Genomic DNA, 26,963 nt, shown 5'->3' on the forward strand with positions numbered 1-26,963 from the left:
TAACCTTCCGGTCTCAGAATCGCCATTCGGGGAGAATATGAACAACGTTTTTGACGAAAAAATGACGGACATCATCATCGGTGAGATGGTGACGCAGCTACTGAATGAGGATGCGGCTATCTCGTGGAGCATTCTCCTTGAGAGGCTGCAACAGTTTCTGGACATCGAGCGGGATGAAACCCGGCTCAGAGCGGCTTTGCGGGCGATGGATGAGATACGCGCCGAAATGCTGTTACATCCGGCCGAGAACAACGGGGTTGAACCTCATCCGGCAAATCTTCATCAGCTTCACTAAGTATTGAGCAACACGGCTGGACATTCCGTTTACACGTTGTGAATGGTCTACCGCCTGAACGACAATTTATAATATCGAAACAATGACAGTAATAATCCAGAAGCCACTGCTCTGGCGGATAACCGCCCCATGAGCGACGAGACCGCCACTGAAGATATCTATACCCTGATTGGCAGGATAGTTGCCCACCTGCTCAGGCCGGATGGGGAAATACACCTGCAGGACATACTCAGTTCATTGCACCACTGCAGCCAGCAAAGTACCGATAAAGGTGAAAAGCGAGCCTGCGAGGAAGCCATCCGTTTGCTCTCCAGACAGCTCCACTGAGAGACAGTCACTCAGCTCGCTGCCGGATGTTACCTTAAATCGCCAGGCCTGCTAACGCCTCAGAACAGAACCCGGTTTTTTGCCCTTATGCCTGTTCTTCCTGAGAGCACGTGCGGCCGACCACAATCTCAAGGCAACTCCGCAATACATCCAGCTGTACAACATCTTCTGTACTCTCCAGCTCGGCAATCAGATTGATAATAATGGCCTTGCTGGTCACTTTTTGTCCCTGAATGACAATATTACGGATCACTGCATCCAGCACTGCACTTTCAGCCTCAAGTTTATCGCCCGCACCGCGAAAGAGGCGCATAATTTCCGCTTCGGTCGTGCTTTGCTGAGTGTCGATGGTGTTCTGCATGATGCTCTTCTTAATCAATGTCAATTTAGTGGACACGTGGTAATGCCGCGAAGCGCGGCAGAAATACAGACGTGCCTGTCCTGAGTAGTGATGATTACACTACGCACAGTAAAAAAGTATTTTGAAAAGGCGTGAGACGAGCCTTAATGCTTGCGACTGTTGTCCGGGACGCTTTGACCGAATGCTAGCGCCGCAGAATCAACGGGATCACGCGCGGAGGCAAACTCGCTCTGCACTTCAGCAAGCACCTTTTCAATGGCCTCTTGCCGCCCGGCATCCGTTTCATCTCTGAGCATAGACTTTAGCCTGTTAGCCAGAGTTGCACCGCTGATTCTGTCATTGCTGTCCAGTAGCGCAATCACCGCCTCGCCCATAATGTGCTCTGTCAGTTTCTCAAGTTTGTCTTTCAGCATACCCGCACCTCTGATGACATTGTGCCCATACAACCGGGCAAACCAGCCTCAAACGCTCAGGCTTCTAATGACCTGCTAATTTGGCCGATCAGATTGATGCTGCGAGACGTTATTACCCTTTAACGCAACGCGGCACGAATCTCAGCGGTCAAAAAGCATGCCGATAAGTTTCTGGTAATGCTGCTCTTCTTGAGGCCCGGTCGACTGGCTAAGGCGACGGATCAGCGCGCTGCAAATGGCCTTACGGTTAAGGCTTTTACCTGCATGCAGGATCTCAAGAATGACCTGACCCAGCGTCTCTTTCTCAGAAGGCTGCGTGTCATTGCCGAAGTAGCGCGCAATATCACGGACGGTGTTTGTAGTGGTTTCGTTCTGATGCATGCTAAACCCCCAGATGTGAAATTGAGTGAACTATAACCAAGCCTTGCCCACTAAACTTATACAACATCTGGAAAATTGTACAGGAATTCCGTTTATTCCCTGCGCTGGGAATTGTGCATAAAGTGCTATGCCCTGTATAACAATTACTTGCGTGAGTATCAGATTCTTAACCTTTAGAACGTTACCCACTCTTTAACAGGCAAAAACTGTCTTAGACATTCCTGTTTCGTGTCGCAAGGTGAACCTTGTACAAGTCTCTGGCAGCGTAGCTATCTGTCATTGTCCTCATCCGAACGGAATCGGATGACATCATCATTGCGCTTCGCGTTTTCATCCTGGTTCGCCGACATAAGCCACCTCAGACTCGCATTGGGGCGAGCATGCGACTGCCTGAACTGTTTCAGCCAGCTACGGGCAGCAAAAATCTCTGCCAGTCTGTTGTCACAGGTTTCCTCTTCGGCCATCTGGTTGAGCTCTGTGATGAGCGTATCAAAACTTATTTCTTTCTCACCGAGAGCCAGGCTGACCACGGCTTCACCAAGAATGACGTGCTCTTTCTCATCGTCATGAAATAACACTGTATCCTCCTGCTTTATAAATTACATCGTTACTACATAAGCTATTTTAGTGACCCGAGGCCAGATGACAAAAATATTTCCTGGCCATCAGAACAATATTTTACAGGTGCGAATATCTTATATTTTAAATGCTTTTTTTAACCTGATGAAAAACAATCATTTTGTGGGTTAATTTACTTACTAAAATCCTGTAAAAGACTATTCTTAAAGCGCAGCCTGGCTGAAAATGGTCGAACCAGGCCTGACGCTGCAAGGCTTGCGGGTCGGTGGTCATTAACGTCTCGACATCTTTAAAGAGGCAATCTGCGCAGCATTTAACCCTATAACCTGCCTTATTTTATGATTTTCATCTGATAATTTCACTTGTCACTTTTTAAGCGCCCGCTTATCACAGCCTATAAAACCACACTCAATGCAGTGTTGTTTTTTTACTGATGCAGAAGACAGGATTTATTGCGGATAACATTTCCCGACGAGGTGACCAGCCCAATTTCCCCCTCCTGCAACGTTCAAAAAATCAGGCAGGTTTCGCGGTGAATTTGAAAAACAAATATGCGCGGGTATGCCGGTATTCGTGTTTCTCAGCGGCGTGCAGGCATTGTCACACCGGGCCCAGAAAAAGTAAGCCAAACGGCACAGATTTTTGTTAGGGCACGATCGGTAATACTGCTGTACAGCAGCCCCCAGGATCGGTTAACTTGCGCACAACTCTTCCTACTTCGCTCAAGGGAACACTATGCGCCAGAACGGTTTACCACCTTCGGGGAAAACCAGCAGTCTGGCCCACTATTTCAGCCAGATTGATCATCCCCACCAGCTCGAAACGCTGGGCAGGATAGCGGTTGAAATACTTCACGAGAATAAGCCCGTCAGTCGACGGATCATCTGTCTTAAGCTCATCGGCTGTCTTGAAAAAGCCACCCGTGAGGAAGACGCTTTGCATTATCGTGAACTACTGGCCATGCTATTCAGTCAATAACACCTGCTAAACCGTGCTTCCATCAATGAGCAGGTCAAACCCAACACCGCCCTCTACGTAACATCACGTCGGAATCCGTCTCTCCCTCGCTGCGCTCTGCTGTATAGCACAGTGCGAGTAGCGGTTTTCAGATGCGCTACGGAGGGCGAGCTCCCCCCTTACGCTTTACGACAACATGCAAACCCCCTGACGCCGACAAAAAAAATGCCCGCACCTCGTTAAAGGGTCGGGCCGGAGTTCTCAGGGAAATCCTAAATGACTTCCAAACAGCGTTTTTAAATTAGTTCACCATCTGAATTGTCGCCAGTCGAAATCGGACAAATTTTTTCTGTACCTGAAATACGTCTCTAATTTTTTGCTGATAAGTGCCGTCTGACAGTAAGAATCAAGCTTCATATCACATTTTTGCAAAGTCTTATCGGGCCGGTTCCATGTTCTGCCTGGCAAGCCGATAAGGGTAATGTGAGTTGATTATCACAATGATTGTCCTGACCACATGTTGCTTACTTCGGCACCCTTGCGGTGCCGTTTTTTTGTCATGCGTGGGGTCAATACGTGCCTGGCGGAGTTTGCCAGGCACAGTGAAACGCTATCCCTGGCGGGAACACGGCGAAGGCTTAATTCAACGGGGTGAGATAGAGTTGTTCAAACCGGGGTGCGCTGACCGGAGAGCCCGTCTGGTTCCCCTGCAAAACGTCGCATTCAGCCGCGCAAATCAACGCGTGCTGTGCGTCGTTCTCAATGCCCTCGGCGGCCACCGTAATCCCCATATTTTTAGCCAGTGACGCGATAGCGTTGATTAACAGCCGGGTTTTGTTGCTCTTCTCCAGTTGCAGAGTCAGTGATTTATCAATCTTAAGCCCCGCGACGCAGCGATGTTGTAACAGGCTCATTGAGGCAAGGCTTCGGCCAAAGTGATCAACGATCAATAATGCTCCCGTCGCCTGAATGGCTTCTAAAACCTGCGATTTGATGTCCACAGTATTGGTCAGCAAGGGTTCGTCCACTTCCAGGTCGATAAAACCTGCGTCATCGCCGGCACACTGACGGATCACCTCTTCAAGGCCAGCCTCCATTAGCTGGCGCGGAAACAGGTTAATACTGACTCGCAGGGACAGATTTTGCGCACGCCACTGCTTAACCTGACTGACGGCAGACTGAACAATCCACGTCCCCAGAGTAATGGACAAAGGGCTTTTAATCAGCATATCGATGAAATCAGCGGGAAACAGCAGGCCCCGCGCCGGATGCATCCAGCGTACCAGGGCTTCACAGCCGATTAACTCGCCATTCTGGGCATCAAACCGCGGTTGATAATGCAGAACAAACTGCTGCTGGCGAACGGCGGCTTCCAGCTCACGTTCAAACCGACGCCGCCCCAGTTCCGCCTCACGAAACTCAGACTTAAACAGCACTGACTGGCCTTTGCCGCTTGCCTTAGCCCGGTACAACGCCAGATCGGCTGCTGACATCACCGATGAGGTATCCGCCGCGTGATGGGGAAAACTGGCCACCCCGGTACTGGCACCGACCGCTATAGTCGAATCCATGTAATGAAAAGGCGTCTGAATCGCGGCGGTGAGTTGCTGGGCAATCTTCATCGCCTCATCGCTACCGCAGGGCAGTAAAACGATAAACTCATCGCCCCCCAGGCGAGCGGCGGCGATAGCCTGAGTGCAGACAGCGCGGATTTGCTCAGCCACATGGCAAAGCAATGCATCACCAGCCGCATGACCGCGGGTATCGTTAACGTCTTTGAAACTGTCTAAATCTGTCATCAGCAGCGTATAAGGTACGCCTGATTCAGTTAGCTTGCTGAGCTGCGTCATGAAGGCGCTTCGGCTGGCAAGCCGTGTCAGCATGTCCAGTGAGGCCAACTCGCACAGACGGGCTTCGCTCTCGTAACGAAGCGTCACATCCCGAATGATCATACCGATGTAACGCTCAATGCCCTCCCGCCAGCCGGAAAAAGAGACTTCCGCCGGAAACTCTTCCCCATTGCACCGCTTGCCCCAGATCTGCAAGGTACGCGGCGCTGAGATAGCCGCCTCTTCATGTTCAAGGCGCTCAAGCTCATTGCGGTAATCCGTCTGGCAGCGCTCCGGAATGAGTCCGGCAACGTATTTACCCGCCATCTCTTCAGCATCATAGCCAAACATGTTGGTCGCTGCAGGGTTCCAGAAGGTAATCCCCCGGTTCAAATCCGTACAGATAATGGCATCGGGCGAGGTTATCGAGATGGCTTCGAGGCGCTGCTGACTGGCATGACGCAGCACCTCGATACGATGAACTTCCATGCGATCCATGACCAGTGCGGCAAGATCGGTCAGATTCTGACGGTCGGTCGTACTCATCGCGGGGCGTGGATGATTATCGGTCAGACAGAGCGTACCAATGCGATGCCCGTCCGGCGTAATCAGCGGCACACCCGCATAGAACCGGATAAAAGGATAACCCTGCACCAGCGGGCTGTTTGCGAAACGGGGATCGTCGAGCGCATTGGGAACGCAAAGGATATCGTCACTTTCAAGCGTGTGGTGGCAGAACGCGACGCTTCGCGAGGTTTCTGTGATTTGCAAACCATAACGCGACTTAAAAAACTGTCGTTTTTCATCAATCAGCGACACAAATGCGACCGGCACGCTGAACAGTCTGGCCGCCAGGATAGTCAGTCGATCAAAGGCTTCATTGGGCGGCGTATCCATCAGATGGTACTGGGCCAGCGCACGCAAGCGTGCGACTTCACAGCCGCTTTCAGTTGAGTGCTTCAGAGTTTGTCCTCCTGAGGTCATATACTGTGGCCGGGCATCTCACAGTAAAAAGAGGACGCCTGCAATCAGACAGAACCAGGTAACGCACTACACATCAACCTGAAGCCGCAACATAGGTCCGCCTGTACAGCATAATGTCTGAGATCAGAAACCTGTACTGATAACGACATCTACTCTTACATAGTGCCCGATGTTGCAATTATCGTCCGTTCAGGAGCGAACTTCATAGCTAAAACCGTGTTTACGCTTTCAAAGGGTAAAAATCGTCATTTTTTCTGTTGCGGCACCAGTTCGTAATGGGGATGGCGCCCTGCAAGCAGCAGCAGAAGCTCATACTCCCCCTGACTCAGCAGGGCGACCTTGGCGGTGGCCTCTTTGGTTTGCCATGCCCGCAAACTCAGGTCGAAGCGTTCGGCAGCCCCTTCCTGCGACAGGCCAGCGGCAATCCGCAGTTCACGCACGTTATTCTGGACGGTAACGGGCCGTCGGACGATTGAATTTCCCAAACCAGGCTCCCTGTGGATAAAGTAGGGTAACAGGTCGTCAGCCGATCCCTTCGGTGTCCGCTGACACATCTGTCTGCAACCGTTGCAGCACACATTTCATAAGGATTTTTAATCTTATCTGTTGAAATGTCAAACAGGGGGCAGCTCGTCTGTAGGGATTATTTATCTCTAAAAGGAGGGTCAGTTCAGCCCGGCTTATTTTGATTAAGCGAAACGCCTTTATATTTAACTGGCTCAAAATTTTGGTTTTTATTCTGTGTTGTTATTATGTAAGTAAATATTTATCACGGAATGCTCTATTTAATGCAAACAAAAAACCCCGCATCCAATACGGGGTTTTAAAAGGCATCGCGGCAGGTTAGCGCGTTTATAAGGTATCAGGTTGTTCCCAGTCCCTTAATATCTTATGAGACAGGCACGAATTAACGGCCAAACGCGACCCACGCATCATCATCTTTGGTCGGTGCAGAGACGATGTGACGCTTCGCCGGTGCTGGCGTGACTGGGGAAAACTGAGCTGGGGACGTCGCGGGTAGCGTAAACCGCGTGATCACGCTGGTCAGCGTTTCCGTCTGATTATTCATGCTCTCTGCTGAAGCCGATATCTTATGAACCAGCGTGCTGTTTTGCTGCGTCACACGGTCAATCTCGGCAACGGCGATCGTCACCTGAGAAAGGCCCTTGCTTTGCTCTTCGGATGCCAGCGCTATCTGGCTAATCAGCTCGTTAACGCTGCTCACGCTCTGCAGGACCTCTTCCATCGTGCTGCCGGCGCTGTCGGCTGCTCCGCGCCCTTCACCAATGCGCGCGACCGTGTCCGCAATCAGCCCTTCTATCTCTTTCGCCGCTTCGGCACTGCGCTGGGCCAGCGACCGAACTTCGCTGGCAACAACCGCAAAGCCACGCCCCTGTTCCCCGGCACGTGCGGCCTCAACCGCGGCGTTGAGGGCCAAAATGTTGGTCTGGAACGCGATGCCATTAATAGTGGCAGTAAACTGGCGGATTTTTTCAGCCCCCACGGCAAGTCCCGTCATCGCGGTCACTACCGTTTTAACCAGCTGCTCGCCTTTCTGCGTTGTCTGGGCTGTTATACCTGCCAGCTCACGCGCTTCACGACTGTTTTCAGCATTGTGCCGAACGGTGGCCGTCAGTTGCTCCATGCTGGCAGCCGTCTCCTCCAGCGCCGCTGCCTGGGTGGCCGTTCGGTTCGACAGGTCAGCATTCCCTTTCGCAATATCTCCCGCTTCAAAGTTCAAAACAGAGGCGTTATCGCGAATAGCCAGAACGGTATTTAACAAACTTTGTTGCATTTCTTTTAATAAAGGAACCATTTGCCCGACACAATTCCTGCCAAGATCTTCGGGTTCACGGGTCAGATCACCTTCGGCAATCACGCGGAAGTGAGCGCGCAGTTTCGCGACCGGTCGCACCAGGTGCACCACCAGATAACGGTCGCAAAAGAGCAGCAGCGCGGTGACGGCGGCCAGCGTCACCAGAAAGAGATCGACCAGCTTCTGATGCTCATTGCGCAGCGGTGCCTGATCAGCGGAAAGCTGCTGTTCAAGTGCCGTAAGCCGTTCCTGAGCCGCTGCGGGATAATCCTGAGGCGCGCTGGTGAGTGCGGTACGATACCGCTGCCAGTCAGCCTCTGCCGGTGCCTGGGCGGCGATGTCTGCATGCGTAGCCGTTGCGTTAGCCTGCACCTGCAAGCTGGCGCGATTAAGAAAAACCAGCTGCTGAGTCAGGCTGTTACTGCGGCTGGCCTGATGGTCGATTTCATTGATGATGAACGATCCATATGCGCCGGCTAACGCGATAATCATGACAGCAGCGATAAGGATCCAGAGGACAACGCGTCTGATTGTAAAATTTTTTAGAATATTCATGGTATTTCCCCGGTGTGGCGACGTAAAAAAAGCTAAAATAAAATATTCACGGCTAATAGTTGCGAGCAAAACAATAGCGCGCTACTCTTATCTGAGTATTGTGGCAGCGTTATTGAAAAAATAAAAATCAAAAATTGATTAAATGTATGCATCGTCGATAACTAATAAATTCATTAAAGAAAATAAAAAGAGACATAAAACCAGAACGCGCCTATTATTTACCGAGAAAAAAACTATTTTTTATTTTCCTTTCGCCGAGTCCGGCCTCATTCCGGTGTTTTTATTCGACATTTTTTCTTTTTAATTTCGCGCCGTGAGCAATCCGGAGCGGAGGACACACATGCTTATGAATCTCGACGGCGATCATGAACGCCGCACGCGTGCCCTTGAGGCCCTTCGCTACCCCGATGAAAGTCGGGATGATGTGCTGAGAAAATTCGTCAGGCTTGCCAGTCAGGCGCTGAATATTCCCGGAAGCTTTATTTCGGTCATTGATGACGAATTCCAGTACATTCGTGCCTCACACAACTTCAAGCTGGAGCGCTCCTCCCGCGAGGACTCCCTTTGCCGCTACGCGGTAGACAGCGATGCTGCGGTGGTGGTGCCAGACACGTTTCTGGACAACCGGTTCGCGGCACATCCGCTGATCATTGGAGCCCCCTTTATTCGTTTTTATGCGGGCGTACCGCTTAAAAACCGCGATGGCATTAATCTGGGCACGCTGTGTGTGACCGATATTCAGCCGCATCCTTTCACCCCGGCACAAATCACGACGCTGACACTGCTGTCATCACTGGTGATGTCATTTCTGGAAGCGTGGCATTCTGCAGGATTTATCGATCCGGTGACGAATCTGCCAAATCGTCAGCGCCTGATCCGCGACATGCATTATCTGGCTGCTGCCGGTGACACCACGCTGCGTCGCCTGGTCCTGATTGACTGTATAGATATGCCCCGTGCCTATGAACTGGCCCGTTCAATGGGCATGGCCCCGGTCGAAAGCCTGCTTAAAGATGTTGCGACACTGCTGCCTTTACGCCTGCGTCCTGCACCCAGCGATATTCTTTACACCGTGGCAACTGGACGTTTTGCCGTGCTGACCCGGGCGGACAGCCGCATCAGTGCTAACTGGGTGGCCTGCCAGATGGCGGGCATCAGTGCGGACCTGGGTGAAGGCCTCTCGGTGGGGCTGAGTACGCACACCGGTGAAGTCGATTTTGTCTCCGGCATTTTCCCCCCTCACGAAACGCTGCGTCAGGCAGTCAGTGCCTTGCATGAAGCCATCGATCGAGGATTGCCCTCTTTACGCTTTAGCGAGGCCACCGACAACAAACGTACCCAGGACTTCACCCTGGTAAACGATCTGGCGAGGGCGTTGCGGGAAAATAGCGGCCTGTATTTGGTTTACCAACCCAAAATTTGCTTACAAAGCGGCAAGCCTATTGGGCTGGAGGCGCTGATTCGCTGGCGCCATCCCGTGCACGGTGAACTCTCCCCTGCCTCATTTATTCCGCTGGCCGAGCAGACAGAGATACTCACGAGCCTGACCACCTGGGTCATAGACAACGTGATTACACGCCTGAAACGTCTGCGCAATAGCTGTATCCAGTTGCCGATCACGATTAACGTTAGTGAGCGTGATTTCTCGATTGATGGCTTTGCGGACGTGCTGGAAGAGAGAATGTTAAAGGCGAAACTTCCCACGTCGCTGCTGGGAATTGAGTGCCTGGAAACAGAGCGCATTGTGGAAAGCCCTTCCGCCATGCGCGGACTTGAAATGCTTAAGCTGCGCGGCTTCGGTATTTCTCTTGATGATTTTGGCACCGGCTACAGCAATATCAGCTATCTTCGCCGTATGCCGCTGGACGTGATTAAACTGGACAGGTCGTTGATCAGTGAGCTGTCGTCAGATACGGCGTCACGCATCATCGCCCGCAACATCATCGCCATGCTGAAAGAGCTGGATTATGTCGTGCTGGCTGAAGGCGTAGAATGCGTCGATACCGTCGAGGCATTAACTGAATATGGTTGTGACCAGGCGCAGGGCTTTTTCTACTCCCGGCCGCTGGCAGACAGTGAACTGGATCACTGGCTGCACTGGAAACTGCGTGAGATGTGCTGATACACGGCGCGCAGGCTTATCCGGCAGGATAGCGAGAGATCGCGCCTTCGTGGCTTATCATCACCCGGTTACGGCCATCCCCTTTGGCCGCATACAACGCTTCGTCAGCCCGTCTTAACAGGGCGTCTTTGTCCTCCGTTTCACTTAGCGTCGCGACGCCGAGAGAGACAGTCATCGCACTGATAAACGGAAATGACGTTTTGCTGACGGCTTCACGGATGCGTTCCGCCATCGCGGCCGCGTCGTTCAGTGCCGTACCGGGAAGCAGCAAAATAAACTCCTCCCCCCCAAAACGGCTTATCACATCCAGCGTGCGGCATCGCTTACGCAACAACCCTGCCAGGCTCACCAGAACCTCGTCTCCCGCATCATGCCCGTAGCGATCGTTGATCTTTTTGAAGTGATCGATATCAATAGCGATGGCGCTTTGCACAGGCTCTTCGCTGTGCTGCGCCGCCTGAATATAAAAGCCGCGCCGGTTATTCAGTCCGGTCAGCGGATCGGTCATGGCTTTATCATTCAGGTCGGCAACGTGCCCGGCGACCGCCCGACGATGCTGCTGAACCGCCTCTCTCAACCTGTCCGCTTCGTTATACCAGGTGTTAACCGATGAGAGCAGCTCCGGGCTGGCATCGCTACCACCATCGCGCACCATTCCGGCCAGTTTTTCCAGCGGATAAGAGATGCGCGTCGCCAGAAAGGCCATACAGGTTGCGGTGAGCACGATAACACCGAGGATAAACCAGAACGCGCTCCTGGCCGTGTGCGCCATCAGGCTACCCACGGTTTCTGAGGTGCCTGACATAAAAATATTCCAGTCGGTTTTTTGCAGGCTGGCATAGCCGATGAGGTATTTTTTGCCCTCCTCCTGAATCATTAACTGACCACTCGTGGTTGAGGCCAGCCGCTTTTGCAACTGTGGGCTTAGCGCCATGCGTTTGCCAACCTGGGCTGGATCGTGACTGAAAATAACGGAGCCGTCATCACTGACAATACTCACCGAGGTGCCATCCCCGTAATAATGCTGGCTCAGCACATCACTCAACATGCTCTGTTTCTTCAGGTAGATGGTTCCACAGATAAAACCAAGATAACGACCATCCGCTGCAAACAGGGGCTGTGACAGCAGCACGACGTAATTGCCTGAAGGGGAGTTGAAAGGCGAGGAAATAAAGGGCTTACGGAACGTAATAGCCTGCTCTGTCTGCGGAGTGTCTACTTTCACGCCCACGAGGCTGAGGCTTTCAGGCGAAACGGAAGCGATAACGGCATGACGGTCAACAACAGCGACCGAATTAAAAAAGCCGGACTGCTGCAGTAAACGCGTGGTTTCGCGATGCAGCCTGTTCAGATCGTTGAGATCGGTGATCTGATTAGCACTCCAGGCCAGTTCGCGCTGAGCAATGGTCAGGTAATGATCGGTCGTATCCGCCAGCTTGCGCGCGTAGGCGATGTTACTGTCTAACAGCGACTCTTCAATATTGCTCTTTTGAAAAATAAACAGCGCGCCCAACAGCAGACCTGAAGTCAGTATGACGCTTCCAATGGATAACGCGGTAAGGAGCGTTCGTAGATGTATTTTTCTGCGATACATATTGGGTTGCGCTGAGGATGAGTTAGTCAAATTTTAACCGCCGCAGCGCCAGACAAACGCGAGAATAAACGCCTGTTTACTTGTCTTTCATACTGAATGACGTTACGCATTGCTGTAAAAGCAGCCTGATACTCTTTTTTTTACGTTGTGCAGCATTTAGGCGCCGTGAAGGTGTAATCTGGGCCAGCGGTTACCCGGGCGTTTTTGGGTTTACCCTTGCCAGGCATTCCTGCCGGATAACGCCTCTGGCGGCGGCGCAAAGCCTTTCGTGATAAGCGGAATCATCCGATCACGGCACGGTTGCCTGTGCTTTTCTCCGCGCTAATAATGTTCAACACCTACACAGACTTTGAGGAAGACCATGATGAAAAGCGCTGTTCTTAGCATGCTGGCCAAAATTTCAAAAATGGATGCTGAAACGAAAGAACTGGTTGCTCAGACAGAAGCGCAGTCGCTGTTGCTCAGCGCGTTGACGCTGACCGTGGGCAAAAGCGGCGGTGTCGAAGAGCTGATTTCAGCGATCAGTCAGGCCATCAATACGGTTCTGGAGTCCTCTGACGGCCTGATTAAATCCGATGCGGAGCTTCTGCTGACCAAATTTCAGGAGCAGTTAACGCTGACCCGGCTGGTGGATGAGGAGTCAAAAGAGTTTCTGAAAAGCGTTCCTCAAAAATCGCTTCCCTCCGTCTCCGGTAATGAAAAAATTACCGACTGCTAGCCACCGCCTCTGAGGGCGATGCGTTAAGCGCGTCTGTCTGTCTTTTATCGTCACGCCTGTGGTAGGGTATTTATTTGCCTGTACGTGGATAAGGTTCGATGAAAAAACAGCGAGTTGGCATCGTGTTCGGTGGCAAATCTTCTGAGCATGAAGTGTCATTGCAGTCGGCTAAGAATATTGTTGATGCGATTGATAAAACCCGGTTTGAGGTTGTGCTGCTGGGGATTGATAAGCAAGGCCAGTGGCATCTTAATGATGCCTCAAACTTTCTGCTGAATGCGGAAAATCCGTCGCTGATTGCCTTGAACCGCACGGCAAAACAGGTCGCACTCATCCCCGGCGAACCCCAAAACCAGATCATTGACCGAATGGACGCCCATCCGCTGTCGCAGCTCGACGTGATTTTTCCCGTGGTTCACGGCACGCAAGGCGAAGACGGTTCCCTGCAGGGTTTGCTGCGTATGGCTTCGCTCCCCTTCGTTGGCTCGGACGTGCTGGGCTCTGCCGTCAGCATGGATAAAGACGTCACAAAACGCCTGCTGCGGGATGCCGGTTTAAAGGTTGCCCCCTGGCTGAGCGTGACGCAGGCGCAGATGAACAAACTGGACATCGAAGCCGTTATCGCACGCTTTGGACTCCCGCTTTTTATCAAGCCAGCGAATCAGGGATCGTCCGTTGGCGTCAGTAAGGTCACCACCGCTGCAGCGTTTCGTGCGGCGCTGGAGCTGGCGTTTAGGTTTGACAATAAGGTTCTGATTGAAAAAGGGATTAAAGGTCGCGAGATCGAGTGCGCCGTGCTGGGCAACGATTACCCAGAGGCCAGCCCCTGCGGCGAAGTCGTGGTGAGCGATGCCTTTTATTCCTATGACACCAAGTACATTAGCGAAACCGGCGCACACACGGTGATTCCGGCGGACATTCCTGCGGCTGTCGATGAGGCGATTCGTGAGGTGGCGCTCACCGCCTTCACCGCGCTGTCCTGTTTTGGTCTGGCCCGTGTTGACGTGTTCCATACCGAAGACGGTGAGATTATCGTGAATGAGGTGAATACCTTACCCGGCTTCACCAACATCAGCATGTATCCTAAGCTTTGGCAGGCGGCAGGTCTGAGCTATCAGGATCTGATTACCCGCCTGATTGAGCTGGCACTGGAACGTCATCAACAGAACGCGTCGCTCAAAACCAGCGTTAATTAATCGCCGCCAGCGGCCTGCTCAGGCAACGTCGCTGGTCATCTCACTGCGCGCATTGCCGGGTGAGGTCTGATTACGGCCGTTTCGCTTAGAGATATAAAGGTTTTTATCCGCGGCAGAGATCAAACGATTAACCGTTTCGGCCCACTCCACACCGGGTTGCGCCTGGCCGTATGCCAGCCCCAGGCTGACGGTGACGGTGACCGCGTTGCCATGCAGTAAGAATTTCTCTTTAACGATGCTCTGACGAATGCCTTCAGCCAGTGAATAAATCATTTCCGGCGAGAGGTCGAACTGCACAATCACAAACTCCTCTCCGCCAAACCGGCAGATATGACCGTGGTTGCCCACCAGCGGCGAAATGCGCCGCGCGATCTCTTCCAGTACCCTGTCGCCCGCATCATGGCCAAAATTGTCATTGACCGATTTAAAGTAGTCCACATCCAGCAGGATCACCCCAACCTGGCGTTGCTCAGAACAGGCTTCATTGCGGAGATGTTCATACAGCCCCGAACGCGACAGGAGCTGGGTCAGAAAATCGTAGTCCGCACGTAGCGCCAGACGTTCATTGAGCTGGCGAATCGCATCCATGCTTACTGCCACAATTAACGGACTCAGGGCAATCGTGGCTACGCCGAGGCGCGCTGAGGTCAGATGGCTGATGGGCAGCAGACTGTTATCGCCCTGAATATTCATCACACCGTGAGAAACCAAAATAATTTGGCTAATCCCGGTTATCAGGGTGATCAGGCTGGTCAGCGGCACAGGCAACACGATGGCACACCAGATTAGGGCTGGCACCGGTAAGGTAAGGCTGCCTGCCCCGCCCATTAACGCCCCGGCGACCAGTGACAGCACGACGGCAATTAACGGGACAATTTTGCCCATCTGCAGCCGCCGGGCTGAAATCCTCACGCGCCAGCTTGAGGTTAACAGAAACGGCAGCAGCATGAGTCCGGTCGAAAACTGCTCGCTGAACCAGTTCATCCACGCATCGGCAAATTCGGCATTTATGCTGCCGACCTGCGCCAGGCCGCCCCAGGTGGCGCAACCGAACGCCGCCAGCAGGCAAGCCGGAAAAATGCGCATGGCGTTAGCGATACGCTCGCTGCTGGAGTCGTGCTGATACTGCCGCCCCATCACCACGACGCAAATCAGGATAAACAGAATATTGGCAACGTTCAGTGTGAACGCCGGTAAGGTCCAGCCTGAAAACACCGCGTCGTTAAATACCATGGCGCTGAAACAAACAAGATAAAAACGGGTGCGATGAAGAAAGGGATAGCGCAGCATCATACCGGCAATAAAGGCGTTAACCGGCCAGAACAGGGATAAGTCATGGGGAATACGCAGATGTCCGCCGACAAAACAGAACATCAGAGTAATCATAAACAGCCAGAGGGCACTTTTTTTAGCATTGTGCTCTTCAAACAGCTTAACGCGCATACGTCTGGACCTTGTCACAAAGAGGCTTACCATCACGCCGCTTACGGGGTATATGGCGTTATGATTATTTAACCCTGAATCTTGTCTGCGCCATTCAAAGAAAAGCACCCTTAAATGAACGAACGTTAGCGATTTGAAGCCCGTTACTGGGTATAAGCATGCACGCAGAGATCCCCATTCATTATGTCTTACAAATAAAAAAATCGGATATCCGAGATATCCGATTTTTCACGTTTTGTCTGACTGTTTTGGTCTGAACGGTTATTTCACCGCCACCGGCCATTGACTCAGACGGATTCCCCGCTTATCCGCATTCTCACCAAAATCCTTCAGGACGGCTTTAACGTCCGGATCGATGTATTCTGCATTATCGTTATCGACGATTACCACGCTATTTTCGGGTATTTTATCAAGCAGCCCCTGCAGTTTAGGATTGTGCATAAACGTCAGATTTTGCTGGAAACGTAAAACGTAGTGGTCGTCATAACGTGTAAGCTGCAATGCGTTACGGTGGCTCTTGTAGATGCTGTAAAGGATCTGGGTGGCAATACCGATACCGATACCGACCAGCATCCCCAGCGTAATAATCCCGATAATCGTGGCCAGGAACGGTACGTACTGTTGCGCGCCCATGCGGAACTGCTCAATAAACAGACGGGGTGCGGCCAGCTTGTAGCCGGTGTACAGCAGCACCGCCGCGAGGCTGGCGAGCGGGATAGCATTCAGCATTTCACTGAACCACATTCCGCAAATCAGCAGCATGACGCCATGCAGCAAAATGGACAGTTTAGTTTGTGCGCCAGCGTTGACGTTAGCCGAACTCCGGACGATCACCGCCGTAATGGGCATGGCACCAAGGAAGCCGGCCGTCAGGTTACCTATGCCCTGGGCAAACATTTCTCTGTTGGGTGACGGCGCTGGGGTTTGCGGCCGCAGCTTTTTCAGGGCTTCCTGGCTTAACAACGTTTCCAGACTCGCCACCAGCGCCAGGGTCAGGGCCACGACCCAGACCTGTGGTTTTTTCCATGCCATCCAGTCCGGGGTTTCCAGCTCCGCCATCATCGCGGAAACGCTGTCAAAAGCGGGCAGTGAAATGCGCGGTAGGGCACCGGTGAGTTCAGGGAACAGTCGCGCGCCTGCAACGGTCACCACACAGCCAAACAGCACGGCGAACAAGGGGCCAGGTATCCATGCCAGTGCCTTGATTCGTTTAATGGGTCCGGTTGTCCATACAAACAGAATGAACAAGCCCACTAAAGAAACCAGCAGCGCGGACAGCGAGAATGTCATTTCCCCGTTGACCAGCGACACTAACTTCACGCTGCCGCCCGCGCCCAGCGCGACCGGTATCTGCTGCATAATCAGCAGCAACCCAATCGCCGCCAGCATGCCCTTGATGACGCTGCCGGGCACCAGGGCGATGAAACGCCCGGCGCGTAACAGGCCAAACAGACATTGCAGCACCCCGGCGATAATCAGGGCGGTCAGAAACGCGGAGAAGCTGCCCAGCGTCGCCATAGAGGCCACGACGATGGTCACCAGGCCCGCGGCCGGTCCGCTGACCGCAAAACGTGAAGGGCTCAGGGAGGTCACGAGTATCCCGCCAATCACCCCCGTCAATAAACCGGCAAACGGCGGCAGTCCGCTGGCCTGTGCGATGCCCAGGCAGAGCGGCAGTGCGACCAGAAACACAACCAGCCCTGCCGGCACATCGCGGCGTAATGTATCCAGATTCATGGTGAAGACTCCTCTGCAGATTGCTGAATCAACTCTTTAAGATGACCCGATTGCAGGTCGTAAACACAGCCAAACACGTCCAGTTCCTGACCAGACTGCCAGGCCTGCCGTACCGGTTCGGCCGCCACCAGATTGGCAAACTGCACCAAAACATTGGCCTCAACCAGACGATTCAGTTTCTCGCTTTCCGTCTCCTGCGTGGCTTCGCTGTGAAGATGACTCGCTAACCCACGCCGCAGAAAAGTAATACGCCGTGCCAGTGCCGAATCCTCAGTGGCCAGCGGGCTGTCGGGCAGCGATAAGGCCGCCTGAACGCCTCCGCAGCCGTAGTGACCGCTCAGCACGATTCGCTTTACCCCAAGGTAAAAAACGGCATATTGCAGCACGCTTAGCAGGTTATCGTCCTCTGCCACGACCATATTGGCGATATTACGGTGAACAAACAGTTCACCAGGATGCGACCCCGTTAATACCTCCGCCGGTACCCGACTGTCTGAACAGCCTATCCATAATGAATGCGGTTTTTGCTGATATAAGGATTTTTCAAAATAGGCGGGGTTACGCTGGCGGCGCTGAAGTGCCCAACTGCGATTTTTCGCTAATAAGGGTTTAAGTGTCGTCACAATCATCTTCTCTCTACGACCGGGAACAGGACGTTCTGGCTGACCACGGAGTGGACCCGCTCACTTAATATCTGCGAATGGGTTACGAAACCTGAAGCTCATCACATTAAAAGGTTATAGCTGCTTATCATTATCAATGCACACGGAATATTTCAGCCCAGAAAAACAGGGCGTTTTATGTAAGCACTTATTCAACAAACGTCATGGTTACGTAAATAAAATTAAGAGGTCATACCACTGAGGTATCTGGTTACTTTAATTATTTATCATTAAAATCATTTAGTTAAATATTTACCAGGAAAAGCAAAACTGACAAATAAATACAAAACGCTTTCCGGGCGAGAATGAAAAAAAACAGAGGTCGCGCATCAGACCAGGATTACTCTTAAATGCAGAATTTATGAATAGCACAATCCACCGCCTTTATTCGAATTAGGCAGTTAAATGAACTTTGTTAAAGGGAATATTAAAGCAAGAGATGGTTAATTTAATTTGCATGAGAATAGTGACGACAGTAAGTAAATGCCCACAGCGATGTAAAAAGAGCCTACTCATTGCAGGCTCTCTGTATTGACACATTATTTACCGTTCCAGGCCCTCAGGCGCGCTTCACGGACGGAGAGCTGCTGTTCAGGCGTCAGTTTATTGTAATTCTCGGCCATCCCGCTCTCCCAGTCGCCGTAGAGCGGGTTAGGCAACACAATGAACTGTGTACCAAACTGTGCATGGTTACGCTCAACAAACGCCTGGCGCTGTGCATTCCCCTGATGCCAGGTTGCCCCACCAAAATCGTTCAGGTTGTCACCGATATACAACACCACGTTGTAGCCCGCATTTTTGATTGCATCGAAACGTGCCTGTTTGTTTGATGAGTCCGTTTTCAGGCTCACCGTTTTTTCGCTCACGCCGCTAAAACCAAGCTGTTCAAGGTTAGCCACCGTCGCAGCGTAATCTTTCTGATCGCGGTTGGAGACATAGAATACGGTGCCGCCATGGCTGTTGACATAACGGGCAAACTCCACCGCGCCGGGAACGGCTCTGGCCTGACGCGCCTGGGTCCAGGCTGACCAGGTTTTATCGCTGAAAGGCTGTCCATTTTTTGCCTGCCAGGCACTGTAGGCGCTGTTATCGAGCATGGTTTCATCTAAATCGACGATGACCGCCTTAGGCTTGCCGGTCAGCGAAGCCGATTGATCAAAGGCCAGACGGGCGCTGTTAAATGCCTGCCAGCTGAGCGCCTGATATTCGCCGGACTGCTGGAACCAGTCTAACGCCAGCACCGATTGCTGCCCCAGTTGCTGCTGTGCCTGCTGCCGGGCAGGTTGCGCACAGCCCGCCAGCGCCAGCACAACCATGGCTGACAGCGCGACATTCACTGAATTTTTCATCGTTTCATCCTAAGGTGTGAAAGATTTGAGTGGGTAACGCTTCAAAAATGTAGCAGTTAACGTAAGCTGAGGGCAGCAGATTGCACGCTGACCTGACAGGAGAAGAGGATGTCCGCCATGCCGCGTTCGCCATTACTTGATGCACTCGACTGGGTCGATTACGCTTTTCAGCCCGCAGGTGAACCGCCGCCCGAGGATGCGGCCTATGGTCATCAGCGCCACAGCGCCGTGGTCGTCACCGATATCCATAATTTCCCCCCTAAAAGCTGTGATGCAGATGGCGTGATTGCCACCGGACACCGACCCGTCGCCGTGTACACGGCCGACTGTTTACCCGTATTGTTTGCCGACCGGCAAGAGAGACAGGTGGCCGCCGTGCATGCCGGCCTGCAGGGCACGCTGGCCGGGGTGCTGTACCGCGCCGTGGAGCAACTCTGTGAACGCGGCGCAACGCCCCAGAGCCTGACCGTGGCGATTGGCCCGGCGCTGGCGCCCTGTTGTTTTGAGCTGGATCGGCAACGCCTGGCAGATATTGAGCGGTTGCCAGGTATCCCCCTGCCGCTGCGCTATCACGAGCAGCAGCCTCGTAATCCGTTCGCACTGCGCCCCCAGGCCGTTGCCACCCAGGCAGGCATCTGGTTCGATTTACCGCAGCTGGCTAAGCAGATGCTGGTCAATACAGGCATACCGGCAGCACAAATCGACCTGATTCCTCTGTGTACTTACTGCGCCACCGAATCTGGCTCCAGCTACCGTTTCAATACCCATCACGGCAGCGGCTATCGTTCGCGCTATTCCTGGATTCGCCGCCGCTGAATTCCACTGAGTCTGCTCTTCTGCGGCGTGTTTAAGGGGCGGACTGCCGCGCCGGGTAGTGACGCTTTTATGATGTTTCTCACACCCTGATGCCATTTCACTTTTTTTTAACATAGAAATGGTTGAAGCTAACTCATCCGACCACTTTATCTGTGAGTGATTATGACAGCGCTGCCCTCCCACTATCCTGCTTTATTCACCCCGCTCGATCTGGGCTTTACTCAGCTCAGAAACCGTTTTCTGATGGGGTCAATGCATACCGGCCTTGAAGAGCGTGAAGAGGGCGCGGCCAGGCTGGCGGCATTCTATGGCGAGCGGGCACGGGAAGGCGTGGCGCTGATCGTCACAGGCGGTGTGTCACCGAATCCCCAGGGCGTGACCGCCGAACACGGCGCGGTGCTGAACGAGGAATCACAGTGCGACTGGCACCGACAAATTACCGCCGCGGTGCATCAGCATGAGGGGAAAATCGCCCTGCAGATATTGCACACCGGTCGCTACAGCTTTCAGCGCGATCTGGTTGCCCCCTCTGCGATACAGGCCCCCATCAATCGCTTTACTCCGCGTGAACTGAGCGATGCCGAGATTGAACAGACCATTGCCGATTTCGCCCACTGTGCCCGGCTCGCCCAGAAGGCGGGCTACGATGGTGTGGAAATCATGGGTTCCGAAGGTTATCTGATTAACCAGTTTCTGGTGCAGCATACCAACCAGCGCCAGGATCGTTGGGGCGGTGATTTTACCGGGCGCATGCAATTTGCCCTGGCAATTACTCGTGCGGTACGCGCGGCCACTGGCGAGCGCTTTATTATTATCTTCCGGCTGTCGATGCTGGATTTAATTCACCACGGCAGCACGTTAGAAGAGACGCTGCAGCTGGCCAGCGAGCTGGAACGCTGTGGTGTGACGCTGTTTAATACCGGCATCGGCTGGCATGAGGCGCGAATTCCAACCATTGCCACCTGCGTACCCCGCGCCGCCTTTGCCTGGGTCACGCGCCGTTTGCGTCAGCACGTCGCGGTGCCGGTGGTGGCGACTAACCGAATCAACCACCCGCAGGTGGCCGAACAGCTATTACAGGATGGCTGTGCAGACATGGTGTCGATGGCGCGACCTTTTCTGGCCGATGCTGCCTTTGTCAGCAAGGCGCAGCGGGGGGATGACAACAGCATCAACACCTGTATCGCCTGTAATCAGGCCTGTCTGGACCAGATTTTTGCCGGTCATGTGACCTCCTGCCTGGTTAACCCCCGCGCCTGCCATGAATCCCTGATGCCCGTTACGCCGACGCGCGCAGCTAAACGGCTGGCCGTGGTCGGTGCCGGACCGGCGGGCATGGCGTTTGCGTTGCAGGCGGCAGAACGGGGGCATCAGGTAACACTTTATGATGCCGCGCCAGACATCGGCGGGCAGTTCAATATCGCCCGTCAGATCCCTGGCAAAGAAGAGTTCAGCGAAACCCTGCGCTATTTTCGTCATCGTTTACCTGCGGCAGGTGTGGTCATTAAAACAGGTTGCCGGGTCAGCGCCGCTATGCTGGCTGACGTCGATGAGGTTATCCTGGCAACCGGCATTAAACCCCGCACGCCAGAGATTCCCGGTATCGATCATCCCAGCGTGCTGAGCTATCTGGATGTGCTGGCGGATAAACGTCCGGTTGGGCCGCGCGTGGCGATCATTGGCGCAGGCGGGATCGGGTTTGATACGGCAGAATACCTTTCTCAACCGCATCAGACCGAAACGGTGGACGACTTTTATCGTGAATGGGGCATCGATCACAGCCTGACGCAGCGCGGAGGTCTGATCGCCCCCGCGCCGCTGCGATCCCCTCGCCAAATCTGGCTGCTTCAGCGTAAGGCGGGCAAGCCCGGCGCAACGCTGGCGAAAACCACCGGCTGGATCCACCGCAGCAGCCTGCAGTCACGCGGCGTTGAAATGTGGGGCGGGATTACGTATCTGGCGATTGATGATGAAGGACTACATATCAAACGCGACGGCGAACCGCTTGTCCTGCCGGTTGATAATGTGATTATCTGCGCCGGTCAGGAGCCGCAACGCGAACTGGAAGCGGCATTGCGGGCAAACGGCAAACCGGTGCAGGTAATTGGCGGGGCCGATGTGGCGCAAGAGCTGGATGCCCGTCGGGCAATCGCCCAGGCCACCGCACTGGCGTTAACGCTTTAGTTAACGCATTTTTACGGCGCGCAGCACCACAAATTTTTTGTTGGAGGCCACCAGCGTACAGTTACCGAACAGCTTTTTCAGCTTGTGGTGATAATCAAGGTGGCGGTTGCCAACGATGCGCAGTTCTCCACCATATTGCAGGCAGCGTTTCGCATCGCGGAACATCTGCCAGGCCAGGTGGTCGGTGACCGCGTGCTGCTGGTGGAAGGGTGGATTACAGAGCACAGCATGCAAGGTATCGGATGGATAGCCACTAAGCACGTTGTTGACCCGGAACTGGCAGCGCGACAGATCGTCTGGGCGGTTGACCTCAACGTTTAACCGGCTGGAGGCCACTGCCATATAAGACTCATCAAGGAAATGCACCTCTGCCTCAGGATTCTGCGCCAGCGCCATCAGCCCGATAACGCCATTGCCACAGCCCAGATCGACGATTTCGCCCTCAATATTTTCCGGCAGATGCTGCATGAACAAGCGCGCACCGATATCCAGAGAAGATCGGGAAAACACGTTGGCATGGTTGTGAATCTGGTAAGGCGTTCCGTCCAGCGGCCAGACCTGCGTTGGCGCTTTTTCACGCAGCGCGGGTTGGGTGAACTGACTGTATATCACCCGCGCTTTTTTTACGGCCAGCGAGGTTTTGGTTTCACCAATGATCTGTTCAAACAGTTGCAGCGTGGAGGTATGAATCTCTTTCGCACGCCCCGCCGCCAGCACTACGGTTTCCGGGGTAATCACCTGACGCACCGCACGCAGTTGCTGCTCCAGCAGGGCCAGCGTTTTAGGAACTTTAATCAACACCAGTGCGGGCGCCGCCGGTAAGTCAGAGAGGCTGTCGAGGAAATGGACGTCGCTGTCATCCAGCGCATTCAGGCGCAGGTTCTGGCGCGTTGCCTGCTGGCTCAGCCAGGAATCACTAATATGCCACACCGGACGCGAATGCAGCGCGCAGGTTAACGCCCCGAAACTGTCGTTAAAAATCAACGCCGGACCCGATGGCAGGCTTTGCTGCAACAGATATTCATCAGCGGCATCCCAGGCTTGTAACGGACTCTCGTCACGCATCTGCGGGAAACGATGCAGGGTTAGTGCGCGATCGTTCAGTTCAAGTTGGCTCATGAATTCTCCGGCGTGGTACACTTTGGTTGATTTTCGCCCCAAAAAGGGGGCGCAGTATACTGTCTTTCGCCGGGAATCTCTAATGTCCTCACTTATCTATCTTCAGGGTTATCCTGAGTCCATCCTTGAGCAGGTGCAGACCCTTATCGATCGCCAGCGTTTAGGCCCGGTGCTGCAACAGCGCTATCCTGATATGCATGACAGAGTGAGTGATAAGGCGCTGTACGACTTCACACTGGCGCTGAAAAACCGCTACATGCGAAATGCTCCGCCGATCAATAAGGTGGTATGGGACAACAAGATTAAGGTGATGAAGCATGCGCTGGGTTTGCACACCGCCATCTCCCGCGTGCAGGGCGGCAACCTGAAGGCCAAAGCCGAGATCCGTATTTCGACGTTTTTCCGCCAGGCGCCCGAACCCTTTTTACGCATGATCGTGGTGCATGAGCTGGCACACCTGAAAGAGAAAAACCACGACAAGGCGTTCTATCAGCTGTGCTGCCATATGGAGCCGGACTACCACCAGCTCGAATTCGATGCGCGCCTGTGGATGACGGAACAGGCGATGCGGGGCAACGCAGCTTAGAGAAACTGCTGCGCTTGCTGAATCAGGCTGGTTTTGGTGAGCGCCCCCAGGAAACGGCGCTCCTGCGGGTTATTCAGCACCGGCAGGCGCTCCAGCGTCACGGCCGCAAAGGCTTCCCACCCTTCCCGTAGGCTTTGATTCTGATAGGCGACCGGGAAATCCTGATCCATCACGCACTGCACCGGCGAGTCCAGATTAATCTCCTGTGCCAGCACCCTGCGCGATATCTCATGAATCGAGACCACGCCCAGGAATGCACCTTCCGCGTTGATCACATAAACATAGCGTTCGCGCTTAAGCGAACTCACCGCCAGCGCTTCGCCCACCGACGCTTCAGGCTGGAGCGCCGCGCCCGGAATAATCAGCTCGCTGATGCGCATATTATCGAAGTCATATTTGGCTTCAGAGCGGTTGAAGTGGTGAGTCACGACCGGATAGGTACTTGCCATTTGCAGGCGATAAACCACCATTGTCGCCAGCACGGAAGCGATCATGACCGGGAACAGCAAGCTACTGTTGAGCGTCATTTCCAGCACCATCAGCATCGCCATCAGGGGAGCCTGACTCACGGCAGCCAGCACCGCCGCCATGCCTACGGCGGCGAACAGCAAAACGTTATCTAGCGGAAGATGCAGCGCCACCCCGCCGAGTGCAATGACCATGCCCAGCAGCGCGCCAATGAGCAGGGACGGCGTAAACAGCCCGCCCACCGCATTGGATCCCACGGAAAGAGTAGTCGCCAGGGTTTTTAACACCAGTAGCAGCAGTAACCCGGACAGAAGATAATGACCCGCCATCACCTTCACAATCACCTCGTAGCCATTCCCGAGGATATCGGTTGAGATCAGCGCCAGCAGGCCCACGGCAAATCCCCCTGCCCCAAGGCGCAACGGCAAGGACTTGACCCGACTGAACAGCGTTTTAGCGCGCGCAATCAGCCGAATAAGGAGTAAGCCGGCCAGACCAGACAGTAAACCGATCAGGATGGTAATCAGCAGGCTGTAACTATCCATCGTGAAGCTGACATCGGCCAGCGGATACAGCGCATTACGAAAGCCTAACGTCCACATGGTCATAACCGCCACAGCGGACGACACCACCAGCGGAATCAGCCGTTGTAAAGCCGACATGCCAAAAGCAATTTCCGCCACGAAGATAGCCGACGCCAGCGGCGCATGATAAACCGACGAAAGACCGGCGGCGGCGGCCATGGCGACGACGTCACTGTTTTTTAACTGCAACGCGCCGGGCAACACGCGCCCAATGATGCTGCCGCACAGGGCGGCAAGCTGAACCATTGGGCCTTCTTTACCGATTGACGCGCCGCTGCCAATACTGGCTATCGACGACAGTGCCCGGAAGAGCGAGGTTTTGGTGGGCACGACATCAAGGCGCGCGTTGATGACTTCCAGATAATCTGTTTTTACGGTTTGCTGCTGCTCGATTGCCACCGCATAGCGCAGGAAGAATCCCGCCAGCAGTCCGCCGACACCGACCAGAACCGGCCAGAATATCCAGGGCCAGAGATGCAGAGATTCGGTAATGTCGTTGCTGCGGCCAAACAGCAACTGATTGATAAACTCGATCGTTTCACGAAATAACAAGGTAACTAACGACGCCGCACAGCCAACCGGGATGGCGATAAGCAATGTGGTCCAGTTTAGTGCATGTTTACTTCCTTTCACCTGCGCTCCCCGTCTTGTGCTTAACGTGCGTTATCGAGACATATTATTGGAATGGAGATCTCAGGATCAACGTCTGGCGTTGCCTGCCCGGTTTCAGATGCTACTCTGCGTTTTTATCTGTGCAGGAGGCTAACTGTGATTCGCTTTGCCATTGTGGGAACCAACTGGATTACGCGTCAGTTTATTGAAGCGGCACATGAAACCGGCAAGATGACGCTCTGTGCCGTCTATTCGCGCACTCTGCAGCAGGCAGAGGCATTCCGTCATGATTATCCCTGCGACCAGCTTTTTACGTCGCTGGAGGCCATGGCCGCCCATCCTGAAATCGATGCCGTGTATATCGCCAGCCCCAACGCCCTGCACTGTCAGCAGGCCATGCTGTTTATGTCGCAGGGTAAACACGTGATTTGCGAAAAGCCGCTGGCCTCGAATCTGCAGGAAGCTGAGGCGATGATCGCCTGCGCCTTCCGGCATCAGGTCGTGCTGTTTGAAGCCTTTAAAACCGCCAGCTTACCGAACTTTATTCAACTGCAACAGGGGCTGGCAAAGACTGGCACACTGCGCAAGGCGCTGCTGAACTATTGCCAGTATTCCTCTCGTTATCCGCGTTACCTGAATGGCGAGCGGCCTAATACTTTCGATCCCCGCTGGTCCAACGGCTCCATCATGGATATCGGTTACTATTGCCTGGCGCTGGCCGTCACGCTATGGGGCGAGCCGCAGCAGGTTAACGCCTCCGCCACCCTGCTGGAAAGCGGCGTCGATGCGCACGGCACGGTGATCCTCAATTATGGTGAGTTTGATGTCACGATTGTGCACTCCAAGGTCAGTGACTCCGTGCTGGCCAGTGAAATTCAGGGTGAGGCGGGATCGCTGGTGATAAACCGCATCGCTGAGTGCCAGTCAGTGACCTTTATCCCGCGTGAAGGGGATAAACAGGCGTTAACCCAGCCGCAGCATATCAACAGCATGTTGTATGAAGCAGAGACCTTTGTGCGGCTGGTTGAACAGCGCCATGTCAGCCATCCGGCGCTGGCGGTTTCTCGTTGCGTGGCCGGATTACTCACCGAGATCCGACGTCAGACGGGCGTCGTTTTTCCGGCCGATGCATCCTGAATGTAAATATTTCAAAATATGACTGGCAATGATTGATTCCTGAGCGCCAGCCACGTAACTTACCCGCTTGCAAAGGGGAGTAACTTGTAAGCTGATTGATCGTCACTACGTTGCGCACGCATCCGGTCATCAGGCAACC

General features: G+C 53.7%; 24 protein-coding genes. 10 read left to right on the forward strand and 14 right to left on the reverse strand.

Going from position 1 to position 26,963, the window contains the following annotated elements:
• The first annotated feature begins 37 nt into the window (after nucleotides 1–37).
• Nucleotides 38–295, forward strand: coding sequence for a hypothetical protein (locus NYE92_RS11925; protein ID WP_015699470.1), 258 nt, complete (start codon nucleotides 38–40; stop codon nucleotides 293–295).
• A gap of 129 nt (nucleotides 296–424) precedes the next feature.
• Nucleotides 425–622 carry a hypothetical protein gene (locus tag NYE92_RS11930; RefSeq protein WP_181135084.1) on the forward strand — a complete coding sequence of 66 codons (198 nt, stop codon included), beginning with the start codon at nucleotides 425–427 and terminating at the stop codon, nucleotides 620–622.
• A gap of 85 nt (nucleotides 623–707) precedes the next feature.
• Here the strand turns inward: NYE92_RS11930 and NYE92_RS11935 are convergent, their stop codons facing one another.
• From NYE92_RS11935 to NYE92_RS11950, 4 genes are all read right to left on the reverse strand, one after another.
• Nucleotides 708–983, reverse strand: a complete 276-nt coding sequence (locus NYE92_RS11935) for a biofilm development regulator YmgB/AriR family protein (RefSeq protein ID WP_014604950.1) — start codon at nucleotides 981–983, stop codon at nucleotides 708–710.
• A 143-nt stretch (nucleotides 984–1,126) separates the two neighbouring features.
• Complete coding sequence (locus NYE92_RS11940; protein WP_014604949.1) at nucleotides 1,127–1,396, reverse strand: hypothetical protein; 270 nt, start codon at nucleotides 1,394–1,396, stop codon at nucleotides 1,127–1,129.
• A gap of 141 nt (nucleotides 1,397–1,537) precedes the next feature.
• Entirely contained in the window at nucleotides 1,538–1,777 is a 240-nt protein-coding gene (ycgZ, locus tag NYE92_RS11945; protein ID WP_014604948.1) for a regulatory protein YcgZ, read from the reverse strand.
• A gap of 269 nt (nucleotides 1,778–2,046) precedes the next feature.
• On the reverse strand, nucleotides 2,047–2,355 hold the full coding sequence (locus NYE92_RS11950) for a hypothetical protein (protein ID WP_259019027.1): 309 nt from the start codon (nucleotides 2,353–2,355) through the stop codon (nucleotides 2,047–2,049).
• Nucleotides 2,356–3,091: 736 nt separating this feature from the next.
• On the opposite strand from NYE92_RS11950, the gene NYE92_RS11955 reads away from it, so the two are divergent.
• On the forward strand, nucleotides 3,092–3,334 hold the full coding sequence (locus NYE92_RS11955) for a biofilm development regulator YmgB/AriR family protein (protein WP_013027304.1): 243 nt from the start codon (nucleotides 3,092–3,094) through the stop codon (nucleotides 3,332–3,334).
• Between the two features lie 617 nt (nucleotides 3,335–3,951).
• Here NYE92_RS11955 and NYE92_RS11960 read toward each other — a convergent pair.
• From NYE92_RS11960 to NYE92_RS11970, 3 genes are all read right to left on the reverse strand, one after another.
• Nucleotides 3,952–6,126, reverse strand: coding sequence for an EAL domain-containing protein (locus tag NYE92_RS11960; RefSeq protein WP_259019029.1), 2,175 nt, complete (start codon nucleotides 6,124–6,126; stop codon nucleotides 3,952–3,954).
• A 245-nt stretch (nucleotides 6,127–6,371) separates the two neighbouring features.
• The gene (locus NYE92_RS11965; protein ID WP_014604946.1) at nucleotides 6,372–6,611 is read right to left on the reverse strand and encodes a hypothetical protein; all 240 of its coding nucleotides are present in this window, start codon (nucleotides 6,609–6,611) and stop codon (nucleotides 6,372–6,374) included.
• A gap of 422 nt (nucleotides 6,612–7,033) precedes the next feature.
• Nucleotides 7,034–8,497: a methyl-accepting chemotaxis protein gene (locus NYE92_RS11970; RefSeq protein WP_110015320.1), complete on the reverse strand. Its 1,464-nt coding sequence runs from the start codon at nucleotides 8,495–8,497 to the stop codon at nucleotides 7,034–7,036.
• Between the two features lie 340 nt (nucleotides 8,498–8,837).
• Here NYE92_RS11970 and NYE92_RS11975 point away from each other — a divergent pair, with 340 nt between their 5' ends.
• The gene (locus tag NYE92_RS11975; protein ID WP_014604945.1) at nucleotides 8,838–10,619 is read left to right on the forward strand and encodes a GGDEF and EAL domain-containing protein; all 1,782 of its coding nucleotides are present in this window, start codon (nucleotides 8,838–8,840) and stop codon (nucleotides 10,617–10,619) included.
• A gap of 16 nt (nucleotides 10,620–10,635) precedes the next feature.
• Here the strand turns inward: NYE92_RS11975 and NYE92_RS11980 are convergent, their stop codons facing one another.
• Entirely contained in the window at nucleotides 10,636–12,213 is a 1,578-nt protein-coding gene (locus tag NYE92_RS11980) for a diguanylate cyclase (protein ID WP_014604944.1), read from the reverse strand.
• Nucleotides 12,214–12,577: 364 nt separating this feature from the next.
• On the opposite strand from NYE92_RS11980, the gene iraP reads away from it, so the two are divergent.
• Entirely contained in the window at nucleotides 12,578–12,931 is a 354-nt protein-coding gene (gene iraP, locus NYE92_RS11985; protein WP_022622436.1) for an anti-adapter protein IraP, read from the forward strand.
• Between the two features lie 98 nt (nucleotides 12,932–13,029).
• Nucleotides 13,030–14,127 carry a D-alanine--D-alanine ligase gene (gene ddlA, locus NYE92_RS11990; RefSeq protein ID WP_029569185.1) on the forward strand — a complete coding sequence of 366 codons (1,098 nt, stop codon included), beginning with the start codon at nucleotides 13,030–13,032 and terminating at the stop codon, nucleotides 14,125–14,127.
• An 18-nt stretch (nucleotides 14,128–14,145) separates the two neighbouring features.
• Here ddlA and NYE92_RS11995 read toward each other — a convergent pair whose 3' ends face one another.
• From NYE92_RS11995 to NYE92_RS12010, 4 genes are all read right to left on the reverse strand, one after another.
• Nucleotides 14,146–15,570, reverse strand: coding sequence for a GGDEF domain-containing protein (locus NYE92_RS11995; protein WP_014604943.1), 1,425 nt, complete (start codon nucleotides 15,568–15,570; stop codon nucleotides 14,146–14,148).
• A gap of 261 nt (nucleotides 15,571–15,831) precedes the next feature.
• Nucleotides 15,832–17,307 carry a SulP family inorganic anion transporter gene (locus NYE92_RS12000; RefSeq protein ID WP_029569186.1) on the reverse strand — a complete coding sequence of 492 codons (1,476 nt, stop codon included), beginning with the start codon at nucleotides 17,305–17,307 and terminating at the stop codon, nucleotides 15,832–15,834.
• Nucleotides 17,304–17,936, reverse strand: a complete 633-nt coding sequence (locus tag NYE92_RS12005) for a carbonic anhydrase (protein WP_014594678.1) — start codon at nucleotides 17,934–17,936, stop codon at nucleotides 17,304–17,306. Before NYE92_RS12005 ends, NYE92_RS12000 begins: the two co-directional genes overlap by 4 nt.
• Before the next feature lie 572 nt (nucleotides 17,937–18,508).
• On the reverse strand, nucleotides 18,509–19,318 hold the full coding sequence (locus NYE92_RS12010; RefSeq protein WP_013027315.1) for a 5'-nucleotidase, lipoprotein e(P4) family: 810 nt from the start codon (nucleotides 19,316–19,318) through the stop codon (nucleotides 18,509–18,511).
• A gap of 108 nt (nucleotides 19,319–19,426) precedes the next feature.
• On the opposite strand from NYE92_RS12010, the gene NYE92_RS12015 reads away from it, so the two are divergent.
• Both NYE92_RS12015 and NYE92_RS12020 read left to right on the forward strand, forming a co-directional pair.
• On the forward strand, nucleotides 19,427–20,134 hold the full coding sequence (locus NYE92_RS12015) for a polyphenol oxidase family protein (RefSeq protein WP_015699458.1): 708 nt from the start codon (nucleotides 19,427–19,429) through the stop codon (nucleotides 20,132–20,134).
• 162 nt (nucleotides 20,135–20,296) lie between these two features.
• Nucleotides 20,297–22,318 carry an NADPH-dependent 2,4-dienoyl-CoA reductase gene (locus tag NYE92_RS12020; RefSeq protein WP_015699457.1) on the forward strand — a complete coding sequence of 674 codons (2,022 nt, stop codon included), beginning with the start codon at nucleotides 20,297–20,299 and terminating at the stop codon, nucleotides 22,316–22,318.
• Here NYE92_RS12020 and rlmG read toward each other — a convergent pair whose 3' ends face one another.
• The gene (gene rlmG / locus NYE92_RS12025; RefSeq protein WP_014594681.1) at nucleotides 22,319–23,437 is read right to left on the reverse strand and encodes a 23S rRNA (guanine(1835)-N(2))-methyltransferase RlmG; all 1,119 of its coding nucleotides are present in this window, start codon (nucleotides 23,435–23,437) and stop codon (nucleotides 22,319–22,321) included. It abuts the gene before it with no gap.
• Nucleotides 23,438–23,519: 82 nt separating this feature from the next.
• Here rlmG and NYE92_RS12030 point away from each other — a divergent pair, with 82 nt between their 5' ends.
• Complete coding sequence (locus NYE92_RS12030) at nucleotides 23,520–24,023, forward strand: M48 family metallopeptidase (protein ID WP_014604939.1); 504 nt, start codon at nucleotides 23,520–23,522, stop codon at nucleotides 24,021–24,023.
• On the opposite strand, the gene NYE92_RS12035 is transcribed toward NYE92_RS12030, so the two are convergent.
• Nucleotides 24,020–25,708, reverse strand: coding sequence for a chloride channel protein (locus NYE92_RS12035; protein WP_013027320.1), 1,689 nt, complete (start codon nucleotides 25,706–25,708; stop codon nucleotides 24,020–24,022). The genes NYE92_RS12030 and NYE92_RS12035 overlap by 4 nt on opposite strands.
• Before the next feature lie 135 nt (nucleotides 25,709–25,843).
• Here NYE92_RS12035 and NYE92_RS12040 point away from each other — a divergent pair, with 135 nt between their 5' ends.
• On the forward strand, nucleotides 25,844–26,824 hold the full coding sequence (locus NYE92_RS12040; protein WP_015699456.1) for a Gfo/Idh/MocA family protein: 981 nt from the start codon (nucleotides 25,844–25,846) through the stop codon (nucleotides 26,822–26,824).
• The last annotated feature ends 139 nt before the right edge of the window (nucleotides 26,825–26,963 follow it).

The sequence above is a fragment of the Pantoea sp. B566 genome, from assembly GCF_024793925.1.
Lineage (GTDB): Bacteria > Pseudomonadota > Gammaproteobacteria > Enterobacterales > Enterobacteriaceae > Pantoea > Pantoea ananatis.

Excerpts from the sequence above, each read along its gene's own strand:
- NYE92_RS11925 (WP_015699470.1), top strand. The coding sequence starts at position 38 with ATGAACAACGTTTTTGACGAAAAAATGACGGACATCATCATCGGTGAG.
- NYE92_RS11930 (WP_181135084.1), top strand. The coding sequence starts at position 425 with ATGAGCGACGAGACCGCCACTGAAGATATCTATACCCTGATTGGCAGG.
- NYE92_RS11935 (WP_014604950.1), bottom strand. The coding sequence starts at position 983 with ATGCAGAACACCATCGACACTCAGCAAAGCACGACCGAAGCGGAAATT.
- NYE92_RS11940 (WP_014604949.1), bottom strand. The coding sequence starts at position 1,396 with ATGCTGAAAGACAAACTTGAGAAACTGACAGAGCACATTATGGGCGAG.
- ycgZ (WP_014604948.1), bottom strand. The coding sequence starts at position 1,777 with ATGCATCAGAACGAAACCACTACAAACACCGTCCGTGATATTGCGCGC.
- NYE92_RS11955 (WP_013027304.1), top strand. The coding sequence starts at position 3,092 with ATGCGCCAGAACGGTTTACCACCTTCGGGGAAAACCAGCAGTCTGGCC.
- NYE92_RS11960 (WP_259019029.1), bottom strand. The coding sequence starts at position 6,126 with ATGACCTCAGGAGGACAAACTCTGAAGCACTCAACTGAAAGCGGCTGT.
- NYE92_RS11970 (WP_110015320.1), bottom strand. The coding sequence starts at position 8,497 with ATGAATATTCTAAAAAATTTTACAATCAGACGCGTTGTCCTCTGGATC.
- NYE92_RS11975 (WP_014604945.1), top strand. The coding sequence starts at position 8,838 with ATGCTTATGAATCTCGACGGCGATCATGAACGCCGCACGCGTGCCCTT.
- NYE92_RS11980 (WP_014604944.1), bottom strand. The coding sequence starts at position 12,213 with ATGTATCGCAGAAAAATACATCTACGAACGCTCCTTACCGCGTTATCC.
- iraP (WP_022622436.1), top strand. The coding sequence starts at position 12,578 with ATGAAAAGCGCTGTTCTTAGCATGCTGGCCAAAATTTCAAAAATGGAT.
- ddlA (WP_029569185.1), top strand. The coding sequence starts at position 13,030 with ATGAAAAAACAGCGAGTTGGCATCGTGTTCGGTGGCAAATCTTCTGAG.
- NYE92_RS11995 (WP_014604943.1), bottom strand. The coding sequence starts at position 15,570 with ATGCGCGTTAAGCTGTTTGAAGAGCACAATGCTAAAAAAAGTGCCCTC.
- NYE92_RS12000 (WP_029569186.1), bottom strand. The coding sequence starts at position 17,307 with ATGAATCTGGATACATTACGCCGCGATGTGCCGGCAGGGCTGGTTGTG.
- NYE92_RS12005 (WP_014594678.1), bottom strand. The coding sequence starts at position 17,936 with ATGATTGTGACGACACTTAAACCCTTATTAGCGAAAAATCGCAGTTGG.
- NYE92_RS12010 (WP_013027315.1), bottom strand. The coding sequence starts at position 19,318 with ATGAAAAATTCAGTGAATGTCGCGCTGTCAGCCATGGTTGTGCTGGCG.
- NYE92_RS12015 (WP_015699458.1), top strand. The coding sequence starts at position 19,427 with ATGTCCGCCATGCCGCGTTCGCCATTACTTGATGCACTCGACTGGGTC.
- NYE92_RS12020 (WP_015699457.1), top strand. The coding sequence starts at position 20,297 with ATGACAGCGCTGCCCTCCCACTATCCTGCTTTATTCACCCCGCTCGAT.
- rlmG (WP_014594681.1), bottom strand. The coding sequence starts at position 23,437 with ATGAGCCAACTTGAACTGAACGATCGCGCACTAACCCTGCATCGTTTC.
- NYE92_RS12030 (WP_014604939.1), top strand. The coding sequence starts at position 23,520 with ATGTCCTCACTTATCTATCTTCAGGGTTATCCTGAGTCCATCCTTGAG.